This window comes from Williamsia sp. M5A3_1d, assembly GCF_053345315.1.
This window is the reverse complement of sequence record NZ_JBKEZX010000003.1, coordinates 702,155-714,307: the sequence shown is the minus strand read 5'-3', so window position 1 is coordinate 714,307 and position 12,153 is coordinate 702,155. Positions and strand designations below refer to the sequence as shown.

The 12,153-nt window shown below is 65.5% G+C and carries 14 protein-coding genes; 5 read left to right on the top strand and 9 right to left on the bottom strand.

The annotated features are described in order from the left end of the window. Nucleotides 1–37: 37 nt before the first annotated feature. Entirely contained in the window at nt 38–967 is a 930-nt protein-coding gene (locus tag ACLBW1_RS15610) for an NUDIX hydrolase (RefSeq protein ID WP_447812716.1), read from the top strand. 94 nt (nt 968–1,061) lie between these two features. Here ACLBW1_RS15610 and ACLBW1_RS15605 read toward each other — a convergent pair whose 3' ends face one another. The 3 genes from ACLBW1_RS15605 to leuC form a co-directional block, all read right to left on the bottom strand. After that, nucleotides 1,062–1,679 (bottom strand): HU family DNA-binding protein, encoded by a 618-nt coding sequence (locus ACLBW1_RS15605; protein ID WP_045823218.1) that lies wholly within the window; start codon nt 1,677–1,679, stop codon nt 1,062–1,064. Nucleotides 1,680–1,837: 158 nt separating this feature from the next. Further along, nucleotides 1,838–2,425 (bottom strand): 3-isopropylmalate dehydratase small subunit, encoded by a 588-nt coding sequence (leuD, locus tag ACLBW1_RS15600; RefSeq protein WP_447812715.1) that lies wholly within the window; start codon nt 2,423–2,425, stop codon nt 1,838–1,840. A gap of 60 nt (nt 2,426–2,485) precedes the next feature. Further along, nucleotides 2,486–3,931, bottom strand: coding sequence for a 3-isopropylmalate dehydratase large subunit (leuC, locus tag ACLBW1_RS15595; protein ID WP_447812714.1), 1,446 nt, complete (start codon nt 3,929–3,931; stop codon nt 2,486–2,488). A 104-nt stretch (nt 3,932–4,035) separates the two neighbouring features. On the opposite strand from leuC, the gene ACLBW1_RS15590 reads away from it, so the two are divergent. After that, nucleotides 4,036–4,743 (top strand): IclR family transcriptional regulator, encoded by a 708-nt coding sequence (locus ACLBW1_RS15590; protein ID WP_447812713.1) that lies wholly within the window; start codon nt 4,036–4,038, stop codon nt 4,741–4,743. Between the two features lie 89 nt (nt 4,744–4,832). Then, complete coding sequence (locus ACLBW1_RS15585; RefSeq protein ID WP_447812712.1) at nt 4,833–5,330, top strand: pyridoxamine 5'-phosphate oxidase family protein; 498 nt, start codon at nt 4,833–4,835, stop codon at nt 5,328–5,330. A 15-nt stretch (nt 5,331–5,345) separates the two neighbouring features. On the opposite strand, the gene ACLBW1_RS15580 is transcribed toward ACLBW1_RS15585, so the two are convergent. Continuing rightward, nucleotides 5,346–6,143: a class I SAM-dependent methyltransferase gene (locus ACLBW1_RS15580; protein ID WP_447812711.1), complete on the bottom strand. Its 798-nt coding sequence runs from the start codon at nt 6,141–6,143 to the stop codon at nt 5,346–5,348. A gap of 172 nt (nt 6,144–6,315) precedes the next feature. Between ACLBW1_RS15580 and ACLBW1_RS15575 the strand changes: the two genes are divergently transcribed. Next, nucleotides 6,316–7,467, top strand: a complete 1,152-nt coding sequence (locus ACLBW1_RS15575) for an LGFP repeat-containing protein (protein WP_447812710.1) — start codon at nt 6,316–6,318, stop codon at nt 7,465–7,467. Between the two features lie 313 nt (nt 7,468–7,780). On the opposite strand, the gene ACLBW1_RS15570 is transcribed toward ACLBW1_RS15575, so the two are convergent. Genes ACLBW1_RS15570 through ACLBW1_RS15555 form a run of 4 tightly spaced genes read right to left on the bottom strand, consistent with a single transcriptional unit; the run spans nt 7,781 to nt 10,307 of the window. Beyond that, nucleotides 7,781–8,761 carry an ImmA/IrrE family metallo-endopeptidase gene (locus tag ACLBW1_RS15570; protein WP_447812709.1) on the bottom strand — a complete coding sequence of 327 codons (981 nt, stop codon included), beginning with the start codon at nt 8,759–8,761 and terminating at the stop codon, nt 7,781–7,783. Further along, nucleotides 8,758–9,351 carry a hypothetical protein gene (locus ACLBW1_RS15565; RefSeq protein ID WP_447812708.1) on the bottom strand — a complete coding sequence of 198 codons (594 nt, stop codon included), beginning with the start codon at nt 9,349–9,351 and terminating at the stop codon, nt 8,758–8,760. The genes ACLBW1_RS15570 and ACLBW1_RS15565 overlap by 4 nt, the downstream gene beginning before the upstream one ends. Before the next feature lie 37 nt (nt 9,352–9,388). Next, the gene (locus ACLBW1_RS15560; RefSeq protein WP_447812707.1) at nt 9,389–10,063 is read right to left on the bottom strand and encodes a hypothetical protein; all 675 of its coding nucleotides are present in this window, start codon (nt 10,061–10,063) and stop codon (nt 9,389–9,391) included. Between the two features lie 43 nt (nt 10,064–10,106). After that, entirely contained in the window at nt 10,107–10,307 is a 201-nt protein-coding gene (locus ACLBW1_RS15555) for a type II toxin-antitoxin system HicA family toxin (protein WP_447812706.1), read from the bottom strand. A gap of 135 nt (nt 10,308–10,442) precedes the next feature. On the opposite strand from ACLBW1_RS15555, the gene ACLBW1_RS15550 reads away from it, so the two are divergent. Further along, nucleotides 10,443–11,381 (top strand): hypothetical protein, encoded by a 939-nt coding sequence (locus tag ACLBW1_RS15550; protein ID WP_447812705.1) that lies wholly within the window; start codon nt 10,443–10,445, stop codon nt 11,379–11,381. 391 nt (nt 11,382–11,772) lie between these two features. On the opposite strand, the gene ACLBW1_RS15545 is transcribed toward ACLBW1_RS15550, so the two are convergent. Further along, nucleotides 11,773–12,141 (bottom strand): hypothetical protein, encoded by a 369-nt coding sequence (locus tag ACLBW1_RS15545; protein ID WP_447812704.1) that lies wholly within the window; start codon nt 12,139–12,141, stop codon nt 11,773–11,775. Nucleotides 12,142–12,153 lie beyond the last annotated feature (12 nt).

The window sequence follows — 12,153 nt, the reverse complement described above, 5'->3', positions numbered from 1 at the left end:
TTTCCCCACGCGAGCCACGAGCGGACGACTCCAGACGATGACATCGCAGAAGAAATTGGTCTACGCCGCAGGAGGGGTGGTGTGGCGGCACACCTCATCCGGCCCCGGTGAAGACGGGCACGACGGGGCCGGACTCGAGGTGGCGATCATCCACCGCCCCCGATACGACGACTGGACCCTGCCCAAGGGCAAGCTCGAACCCGGTGAGACCTTCGTCGCCGCGGCCGTCCGCGAGATCGCCGAGGAGACCGGTTACACCGTCACCCTCGGGCGGCGGCTGGCCAAGGTCGACTACGACCTCGCCTCGTCGTCGGGGCGTAAGCACGTCCACTACTGGTCGGCGAGATGTGTCGCGGGCGAGTTCGCCGTCAACGACGAGGTCGACGCCGTCGAATGGTTGTCGATCCCGCGCGCACGCGATCGTTGTAGTTTCCGGGCCGACCGAAAGGTGCTGTCGGAGTTCAGCCGTCTCCCCGCCGATCTGCACACCGTGCTCGTGGTGCGTCACGCGAAGGCCGGTCGGTCGGCCCGCTACCGCGGCGACGACCGGCTGCGGCCGCTCGAGCCCGTGGGACGGACGCAGGCACAGCGCCTCGTCGACCAGTTCCTGATGTTCGGCGCCGAGAACATTTACGCCGCCGACCGCACCCGATGCCTGCAGACGGTGGAGCCGCTGGCCCGTCGGCTCGACGCCCCGATCCGCATCGAGCCGACGCTGTCGGAGGAGGCCTACCGCGACGACCCCGACGCGGCGCTGGCGCGGCTACGAGAGATCGCCGCGGACCGTTCGGTGGTGCCGGTGATCTGCAGCCAGGGCAAGGTGATTCCCCCGCTCCTCGCGGCGTGGACCGACGGCCACGACGTGTCACTACCGCGGACTCGCAACCGCAAGGCGAGCATGTGGGCCATCTCGATGTCCGGTGACGCCATCGTCGCGGTCGACCACGTCGACAACCCCCTGCGCTGAGCCGCACCCCGGCGCGGGCGCAGCACAGACGAAACGACCCCCGACGGTGGGAAGTCCGTCGGGGGTCGTGTGCGTCGTGCGGGCGCGCAAGCGATCAGCGAGCGCGGGCCTTGCGGGCCGGAGCCTTCTTCGCGGCGGCCTTCTTGACCGGTGCGGTCTTCTTGGCGACTGCCTTCTTCACCGGTGCGGTCTTCTTGGCGACCGTCTTCTTCACCGGTGCGGTCTTCTTGGCGACTGCCTTCTTCACGGGAGCGGTCTTCTTCGCGACTGCCTTCTTCACCGGTGCGGTCTTCTTCGCGACCGTCTTCTTGGCGGGGGCAGCCTTCTTCGCGGGCGCGGCCTTCTTGGCCGGGGCCTTCTTCGCGGCGGTCTTCGTCGCGGTGGTGGTCGCGCCACTGCCGCGCTTGACGGCGGGGCCGGTCGCGCTCAGCTTCTGCTTGCCGGCGACGACGGCCTTGAACTGGGCTCCGGGACGGAACGCCGGCACCGAGGTGGGACGCACCTTCACGGTCTCACCGGTACGCGGGTTGCGGGCGACGCGAGCCGCGCGCTTGCGCTTCTCGAAGACACCGAAACCGGTGATCGTCACGCTCTCACCCTTGTTCACCGCGCGAACGATCGTGTCGACCACGTGCTCGACGGCGTCGGTCGCCGTCTTTCGATCGGTGCCCAACTTGTCTGTCAGCACCTCGATGAGTTCTGCCTTGTTCATTGAATCAACCTCCGCAAGCTGGATGGCTCACGTTGAGCCAGCTACAGCACACGGTAAACGTCGAGAACGAAAAGTTCCACGTCCTGGCGACAATGAATTTCGGCGTGGCGAGGCGGAATGTCGTTAGACGACATACGATGCGCGGTTCGGCGACCCTTCTAAAGCGTCACCGGTTTCCAATGGGGCCTTACCTTTTCGTACTCAGAAATGGCCTCTACCTGGCGTAATGTCAATCCGATGTCGTCGAGACCCTCCATCAGACGCCACCGCGTGTAGTCGTCAATCCCGAAGCGCACCACCAGGTCACCAACCGTCACGGTTCGATCCTCAAGGCTAACCGTGATTTCCGTCCCGGGCGTTTCTTCGAGCTTTTTCCAGATCAATTCGACATCGGATTGCTCGACCTGGGCGGCGAGCAGACCCGCTTTTCCGGCGTTCCCGCGGAAGATGTCGGCAAAGCGGGACGAGATGACGACACGGAATCCGAAGTCCGAGAGAGCCCACACCGCGTGCTCCCGGGACGATCCCGTACCGAAATCCGGGCCCGCCACGAGGACCGAGCCGCTCGACCACGGCTCGTTGTTCAGGATGAAATCCGGGTCGTTGCGCCAGGCGGCGAACAGGCCGTCCTCGAAACCCGTTCGGGTCACGCGCTTGAGATACACCGCCGGGATGATCTGGTCGGTGTCGACATTGCTGCGGCGCAGCGGCACACCGATTCCGGTGTGGGTGGTGAAGGCTTCCATCTCGTCTACCTCGCTTCGTGGGGCGTGCGGGTTCTCGGACCGTGCAGTGTGCGGAGTTGGTCAGGCGTTCAGATCGGCAGGGGCCGAGAGCCGTCCGCGGATAGCGGTCGCAGCGGCGACGGCCGGCGACACCAGGTGGGTGCGGCCCCCTTTGCCCTGCCTGCCCTCGAAGTTGCGGTTGGACGTCGAGGCACACCGTTCGCCCGGGGCCAACTGATCGGGGTTCATGCCCAGGCACATCGAGCACCCCGCCTGCCGCCACTCGGCGCCGGCCGCGGTGAAGATGTCACCCAGGCCCTCGGATTCGGCCTGCGCCCGCACCTGCATCGAGCCCGGCACCACCAGCATCCGCATGCCCTCGGCGATGGTGTGGCCCTCCAGGATCCCGGCGACCTCGCGGAGGTCCTCGATGCGGCCGTTCGTGCACGACCCCACGAAGACGGTGTCGATAGCGATGTCGCGCAACGGTGTCCCCGGTGTCAGGTCCATGTACGCCAACGCCTTCTCGGCCGACTGCGCCGCGGACTCGTCGGCGATCTGCGCGGGGTCGGGCACCGAGGCGCCCAGGGGCAGACCCTGTCCGGGGTTGGTCCCCCACGTGACGAAGGGGGTCAGCGTCGACGCGTCGATGTGGACCTCGGCGTCGAACGTCGCGCCGGGATCGGTCCGCAGCGAATCCCAGTGCGCGACCGCGGCGTCCCAGTCGTCGCCCTGGGGGGCGTGCGGCCGGCCCTTCAGGTACTCGTAGGTGGTCTCGTCAGGCGCGATCATCCCGGCACGCGCACCGGCCTCGATCGACATGTTGCAGATGGTCATCCGCGCCTCCATCGACAGCTTCTCGATGGCGGGACCGCGGTATTCGAGGACGTGTCCCTGGCCGCCGCCGGTTCCGATGGTCGCGATGATGGCGAGGATCAGGTCCTTGCTCGTCACCCCCACCGGCAGTTCACCGTCGACGGTGATGGCCATCGTCTTGAAGGGACGCAACGACAACGTCTGCGTGGCGAGCACGTGCTCGACCTCGGAGGTGCCGATACCCATGGCCAGCGCGCCGAACGCCCCGTGGGTGGAGGTGTGGCTGTCGCCGCACACCACGGTCATGCCCGGCTGGGTCAGCCCCAGCTGCGGTCCGATGATGTGCACGATCCCCTGGGATGCATCGCCCATGGGGTGCAGGCGGATACCGAACTCGGCACAGTTGCTGCGCAGTGTGTCGACCTGGGTGCGTGAGACGAGATCGGCGATCGGCTTGTCGATGTCGAGCGTCGGGACGTTGTGGTCCTCGGTGGCGATGGTGAGGTCGGGACGGCGCACCGGCCGCCCCGCGAGGCGCAGGCCCTCGAACGCCTGAGGACTGGTGACCTCGTGGACGAGGTGGAGGTCGATGTAGATCAGGTCGGGGTCGCGTTGGCCGCTCTGGTCGGCCTCGCCCGCCCGCACCACGTGCTCGGCCCACACCTTCTCGGCCAGCGTGCGGGGTGGGTTCGTCTGCGTCTGCGTGCTCATCAGGTGATCTCCACGTTCTACGTGCATACCAATATTCGGGAGTCTAGTATCGACCTGTGAGACATCCTAGCCCATCCGACGGGACCGTAGAAGCGGGTCCCGCCATGGTCGTCAGCGGGGTCGGCGTCCTCGACAAATCCGTCGCCGTGCTGCGCACCTGCGCCGAGAGTCCCTGCAACCTCAACGAGCTGTGCGCCCGTACCGCCCTCCCCCGGGCCACCGCCCACCGACTGGCCATGGGACTCGAGACCCACCGACTGCTGGTCCGCGACCCCTCGGGCCGATGGTGCCCCGGCCCGGCGCTCGCCGAGCTCGCCGCCGACGCCGGCGATGCGGTGCGGGAGGCCGCGCTGATGGTGTTGCCACGACTCCGCGAGATCACCGGCGAGTCGGTGCAGCTCTACCGTCGGGAGGGCACGCAGAGGGTGTGCGTCGCCGCGATGGAGCCGCCCACCGGACTGCGCGACACGGTCCCCGTCGGCGCCCACCTGCCCATGACCGCGGGCTCGGGGGCGAAGGTGTTGCTCGCGTGGGCCGATCCCGCGACCCAGCGGGCGCTCGTGCCCGACAGCGCCTTCAGCGAACGCGGCCTGCTGGAGATCCGCCGACGCGGATGGGCGCAGAGCGCCGGTGAGCGCGAGGCCGGGGTCGCGAGCGTCTCCGCACCGGTACGTGACGCGAGCGGCGAGGTGGTCGCGGCGATCTCGGTGTCGGGCCCGATCGACCGGATGGGGCGCCGACCGGGATCGCGCTGGGCCGCCGATCTGCTCGCCGCCGCCGAGGCCATCCACAAGCGCCTCACCCACGCCTAACCGATCGGTCGGTCGGGCCGCCGTTTATGGTCGAGTCGGACCGCGACGGGCCACAAGGCGCGCCGACCGACGAGCAGGAGTGTCACCACGTGGGCAACAATCAGCGCGGACAGATCGTGATGGGCGACGACGAGATCGCCGACTTCCTGACCCGCAGTCGTACCGCCACACTGGCGACCCGGTCGGCGTCGGGGTCGATTCACCTCGTCGCGATGTGGTACGCGCTGCTCGACGGCGAGATCTGGTTCGAGACCAAGGCGAAATCACAGAAGGCGGTCAACATCCGCCGCGACCCCACCGTCTCGGTGATGGTCGAGGCCGGTGACACCTACGACACCCTGCGGGGTGTGGCCGTCGAGGGTCACGCCGAGATCGTCGACGACCCCGACACCCTGCTGCGCGTCGGGATCAGCGTGTGGGAGCGCTACACCGGCGAGTACACCGACGAGATGCGGCCCTTCGTCGACCAGATGATGAACAAGCGCGTCGCCGTCCGCGTCGTCGGGACCCGCACCCGCAGCTGGGATCACCGCAAGCTCGGGATCCCCGAGATGCCGGTCGGCGGCAGCACCGCGCAGTTCCTCTGAGCGATCTGCTCGGCATCACGCCGCGTGCGCGACGACCGTGAAGTTGTCGGCGGAACATCCCGTGGCGGCCAGGTCCACCGGCTGCCCGCGTTCGTCGAACACCACCTCCGGCACCAGCCCTGCCTCGGCCAGGGTGTCGCGGAGGTCGGGGACCGTGGTGAAGTGCACCACCGGCGCGAAGTCATGTGCGGCCAGCGGACCCACCGCCCACCGACCGTGATCGACCGCGAGTGTGCGATGGGCCCGGAAGTTCCGGACCGACCGAACGGCACTGCGCGGGTCGATCAACCACCGCAGGCCACGAACGGCCAACGCGCGCATCGACATCGACCGCTGCGTCGGACGGCGTAGCTGGAAGGGCGTCTCACCGAACGACGGACCGGCCTTGTTGAGGGTGGAGAAGACGATCACGCCGTCGGTTGCCACGACACGCCGGAACTCACCGAGCACACGTACCCGGTCCTCGCGGGCCAGCGCGTCGATGCCGTTGTTGCTGAACAGGATCAAGCCGTGCCGTCCGGAGTCGACCTCGGCGAGGTCGCGCGCGTCGGCTACGCGACAGTCCACTCCCGGGTGATGCCGACGGAAAGCCGCCACCATCCGGGGTGAGTAGTCGATCGCCCTGTAGTCGTCACTGATGAGCCTCAACAGCGGTGTGGTGCGGCCCGCACCGACACCGACGTCGAGGAGCGCCTTCCCGCGGCATCGCGGCGCGACGGCCACCAACGCCTGTTGTTCCCCGGCATCGAGGAAACGCGTGGCGGTCGCGTTGAGTCGCTCGTAGCCCGCGGCGACGCGTTCATCGTCGAACACGGCGTGATTGTGTCGGTATGTGTCCATCCGGTTCCCCACCCCCGCTGCGTGTGCAGCTCGTCGATCTGCCCGGCCCACTGTACAAACCCCGCCACGTACAGACGGGCGACGACCGCGATCACCAGCAGGTTCACAGGTCCGGCACAGACGATGCCTACCATCGGTGGGAGTCATGACCGACACACTCTTCGCCGACATCTCCTATTTCCAGGTCCCTGTCGACGACAGCTACCCGTACCCGATCCTGTCGATACGTTCGAACGACGGCACCTTCCGCGATCCGAATTTCGGGCTGAACTACGCGTGGGTGCGCCGGTCCCTCGACAGCGGTCGCCTGCGGGTCGGGATCGTCTACTGCTACGCGCGACCGAACTGGCTCGAGACCGCGAACACCATGCGGGACATGATCGATGCATCCGGCGGGCTGCATCCACGCGTGGTGCTCATGGTGGACGTGGAATCGGGCGGCAATCCTCCCGGCGACGCATCGGACTGGGTCAACAGGACGTACGGGAACCTCGTCGATTTCGTCGGCGGAGATGCCCGCCGCGTCATCGGGTACGCCAACGCCGCCGACTTCTACGGCATGTGGCGGACCCGGCCGCCGGGACTGCGGGTCATCGGTGCGGGGTACGGCCGCAACCCGGATCTGCCGGGCCAGATCGCCCACCAGTACACCGACGGGAGAGGGTACGGCGGCGGGCTGCCCGAGGGCGCTCCGCCGTTCGGTCCCTGCGACATGAATTCCGCCGATGGTCTGTCGGCCGATCAGTTCGCGGCGGTCTGCGGGATCGCGCCGGCGGTCGTGAACGAGATCGACGCGGCGGCGCGGGTGGCTGCGAACTGGCTCGGACGCCGCATCACCGCCGGCGAGCGATCGACCCCCGACGGCCGAGGTCGGTTCGCCGCGTTCGAGCACGGCCACATCTATTGGTCGCCCACGATGCCGAGGTCTCCCGACGGACGGATCCACGCGGTCCCGATCCCGCACGGCGGATTGTTCGAGTCGTGGGCCGACGACTACGGCTACGAGCGCGGTCCGCTCGGCTATCCCGTGTGGCCGCACCTCGTGCTGCCCGACGGGGGCGTGCAGGCCTTCGCCGGCGGCGTGTTGTTCCGTCAGAACGGGTCGCCGCACGGCTACTACGTGCACGGGTTCATCGGTGCCCACTACGCGGCGGCCGGCTGGCAGGCGGGCGCCCTGGGCTATCCGACGTCGAACGAGTACCCGGTGACCGGCGGTGTCCGCCAGGACTTCGAACACGGTTCGTTGCTCTGGACCGCCGAGGGTGGCGTGACAACCATCGACCCCACAACGAGATGACCCCCTCACCCGGATGCAGGTGAGGGGGTCATCTCTGTGTAGCCCCGATGGGATTCGAACCCACGCTGCCGCCGTAAGGGTGAACCAGGCCCGCGGTCAGACCCTCTGAATGGCTCTGACCAGCCTCACTATTCCCCCGAATTCACCCCGTCGGACCCGTGTTACCCGAACTGATGTGGGCAAAAGTGGGCACGCCGCACCGAATCACACGACCGCAACCAATGCCACTGATAGCTAAACCCGCATCGCGTTTCGCCTGTCACGAGTCCCGTAGCACCGACCCTTCAACGACGTGCAGTCTTAAGCGCACATTTCAGACAGACGCCAGCCGCACCCGGTTCCAATTGACCACCTCGGCTAGGTGTCGGGAGTTAACGCCTAGCTTTTCCGCGACCTCTCGAACCCCTCCGTTGATCTCGACCAGTCGCGGCAGGAGCGCGCCGGTGGCGGGTTGAAACTCCCCGGGCTCGGTCTTGCGCCATTTCGACATCTGGATCTGTAACGCCCTGAAGCGAGCGTCATCTACGTATTCAAGCTCGTGCGCCCGGTAGATCATGGCGGCGACTGATACACCCCAGTTGCTCTTCAGATTGACGAAATCGGCCAGCTTAGGCTTGTCGACCATTGCAGCATCGAAATCATCGCGAGGAAATAGCAATGCGCCGGAGAATCGGTTTGCCTCGTCTTCTACCGTGTCGTGCCTACGGTCATGCAGTATCAGGTGCGCACACTCATGGGCCAAGCTGAAACGAAACCGGTCGCCCGGGACAAAGGGATTCAATCCGATTACCGGAACGCCATTGACCCACGCCGAGATACCGTCGAGGCCAGCGAGATTGGCGATAGGGATGAGGCAAACGCCGCCACGTTCGACCAACGATGTGAGGTTCCGAATCGGCCCGCTTTCCTCTTGTCCAAGTGCGCCGCGGAGATCGAGTGCGCTTTCCTCTATGTCGTTCGATCTCGATGGCCGAGCATGGCGAAGCATGTCTCCGTTCGGTGCATTGGGTGTCACTGCGACCAGCTCAGCGAACACCTCCCCGGCGAGCCGCAGCAACTCCTTGGCCCGCTTCTTGGCGGCGACCGCTGTCGAGGCGCGAGCGCGGTGGATTGGCTCCGACATATCCGGCAGGCTCAGACGACGGTTGCTGTACCCGAGGACCTCAAGGTCACCGCTAAAGGTTCGCCGTCCACTCTCGAGCGCTGAGATCTGCGCGACAGACAAATCGAATAGATCGGACAGATCGGTCTGGTTGATGCCTTCGATATCGCGGTACGCACGGAGACGATTCACAGCCCGCCGGCCTCGCCGATATCCGGGTTGCCGAGATCGCCGAAAGGATCCTGGGGCCCCTGATCGAACTGTCCCCCGCCATCGCCCCCGCTGCCCCCGGGTGTGTCGAACGGCCAGAAGCCAATCCAGCCGAGGTCAGATGCCGGGATAAGCCGCGTAGACCTTCCCTCCCGGCGCGTGGCGCACATCCAGGCGCTCAGTCCGGTGCGATCAAACTCGTAGACGAGCAATTGCGGTAGGCCGCGACCACCTACTCGCTGAGGCTCAGGAAAAAGCATGTACTGACCGTCGAATCGGGCATCCTTCTCGACCGCGACCGCCGATCGGCTGCGAAGCACACGCGTCGCGCTCGTTTGGACATCAGTGAACTGGACGCGTCCAAATTCCATGTACTCCGGATGCAATCGAAAACGATCGGACTGAGTCACACCTGCCTGGATCAACGACCGGAGTCGGTGGGCCTTGTCCATGGTCGTCGTCGGTGATCCGTGCTCGGCCATGAAAAGTCGCGCATCGGCTGCGGCCAGGCGATACGCCGCGACCATTAGTCCGGCGAAGTCGTCCATCTCGGCCTTCGAATTCTCTTTCACGCGCCAGATACTACATTGGCTGTAGAAATTCTACAACTTATGTAGTATTCGAACGGCGCGCCGCCTTGCTGGTCGCCGCAGTCCTGAACGGCACCTTCTTGGCTGCCGCCCTCTTGGCGACCACGCCCTTGGCTGGATTCCGCTTCTGCGCAACGGCCCGTTTCCTAGGAGCGGCTTTAGCTACCCTCTTCGCGGGCGACGCCTTCGCGGGCGCCACCTTCGCGGGCGCCACCTTCGCGGGCGCCACCTTCGCGGGCGCCGCCTTCGCTGGCGCCACCTTCGCTGGCGCCACGATCTCGGCCAACTCTCTACCGGAGACGAGCTGATGAGCGCGCTGATAGGACACGTTGAGGATCGACCCGATATCGCGAACGGGTACCGCGTGGGCCGCGAGATTACGGGCGAGTCTGGCGAAGTCCAACGCTGCAGCGCGCTCGATCTCCTGAGCCCTTTCGCGCTCCGCCTGGACATAGCGGGCATCGATCAAAACGTCGAACGTCGCGATTCTCATCGATCGGATCTCGACGTCGACGGCACTGGGCGCCGAATCGGTCACCGTGCAGATGTAGTCGCGGGATTCCATCTCGACGTCGCCGACGCGTCGGGCTTGGGTGATTGCCTCACCCACAAGCCCGTGCGTGCCGTCGAGTTCGGGAATGCGGATCATCCAGAACTTGTCGTCGCGGTAGACGTCGATCGCGTACGTCGTCATGGTTCTCTCCCTTCGGCGGCGGGTTCAGTCCCGCCTATGTCCTTCAGCACTCGCAGGCCGCGATGGTGGCTTCGACCTGGCGGCGGACACCCGGTGAGATCGTCGAGTGCCCGGTCGGGACCGACACTGCGTGTTGGCCCGTCGGGCACACGAACTTCTCGTGGCTGCCTTTTCCCGACTGGCCGGTGAAACCAGCCTTCTTGAGCTGCTTCACGATGGTCCGAGTGGGTGCCGATGCGATCATCACTATAGTCTAGCCCGGTAGACTCAATCTAGTCAATGCTAGTAGACGGAATCTGGTCACGCCGATGTCTTCTTTTCAACCCGGGCTCTGTTTGGCGTGGGTAGCGTGAAACCGATGACTCTAATTATGAGTGCTGTGACGCGTACGTACGCGTTCCATGCTAGCGATCGGTTGATCACGAGGACACATCCGAAAAACCAGACTGAAGCGTGGGATATCGCGAGCAACAAGACGGTGATCGTCGTCGGTTCTGATTGCTGGCTCGTGATCGGTTACACCGGTCTAGCATATCTCGACAATTTGCCGACAGATCAGTTCATCGCAGAAGCGATAGCGGGGTCGTCGGGCATGGTGGGAATGGGGGGCTGGCATCAGACGGCGGACAAGATGAACTATCGCGCGATTACCGAACGCATTGAAGACGCAATGGGCCGGGCCTACCAACGACTCCCAGCCGCCGCCAAGCCGCACACAACGGTCCTGCTAGGAGCGGGATTGCAGTTCACTTCCTCGTCAACAGGCATTCGGCATGTGATGTTCGAGGCCCAGGTGAGCACGGCAGGTGCGATCCACCACGAGATCGGCGAGCGACACCAACCGTTGAATCGCTTCGGGTTCCACAGCGTTGGCAGCGTCGACGTCGGTGTGAGGGAACACTGCCGGGCCGCCATCAAAGAGTACGGCGCAGACTCTCCCGAGAATATACGCGCATCGCTCATAGACGCAGTCCAAGCAACCGGCGCGAAATCGGACGTCGTCGGCGAAGATGTGATGAGCGTGACGCTTATTCCGGGCGCAAACCGGATCGAGGCCTATTTCACTCAGGCGCCAGAATCCCGAGCTGTGAAGCCACCTGCCCCCAGTCCCGATTACGAACATTCACCGCTCGTCTACACCCCATATCTGTTGGTGCCGGGAATGTTCTTCTCCCCATCTGTGGCGACGCCTGGTGGCTGGATAACGATGGCCGGGACCCGCCACGAAATCCACTTCGATGTCACAGGTCCCGGGCTGGAAGCAATTCCGGGCGGACCTTACTACTTCGGCTCTCACGCACGACGGCAGCCCCGTTAGATCCGGGTGGAACCTCCGTCGACCGCCTGCGTTTGGGATGGATGGACCCGATCACAGCGCTCCTTCTGTCCGTCGCCGGGATCTGTGCGCTGCTGCTGTGGGCTCAGGATCAGAACCGGGGTTGATGCTGGCGTTGATCGCACAGGCGGCGCGTGCTCATGCGGCACGGGTACTCGCGCTGGTTCGCCCACCCGACGAGGTACCGGTTCGCGACCCACCGCTCCCCGCACGCGGAAGAGTGCGACGGCGGGGTCTCGTACAGCGGAGCCACGGCAACACCGCTAGGCCCGCGACGAGAAGCTCACCAAACGACAGCGCCCCGACTCTCTCCGCGAGAGATCGGGGCGCTGCTTACGTTTCCGGGCTTCTCACCCGCTCACGCCGGCCGAAGCTAGGCGGCTGCGCGAGACTGCAAATTGCGGCCAGCGTGGACATCGGCGAGCGTATTGATGCGCCGCTGGAGGTAGCGGGTGTGCGAGGCAAACCAGCCCGCCGCCCAGAACCACGTAACGAACGGCGAGACGCGTGTCGACGAGCCAACCATGGCGTGCGCCTCGTTGACTCGCTTCGCGGTCCGGTGCAAGCCAACGATCCCGTAGACGGGGATCAGCTGTGACCACCAACGGGTCCAGGCAGTGCGTTCGACACCGACAGCGACGGCCAGCTCCCGGTTGATTCGTTCGTACCAAACAAAGTAGTAAATGCTCAGAGTGATGATCGTCAGCCACCACAGTCCCCATGCGCCCTGTTTGCGAATCATGGGCGGATCGTA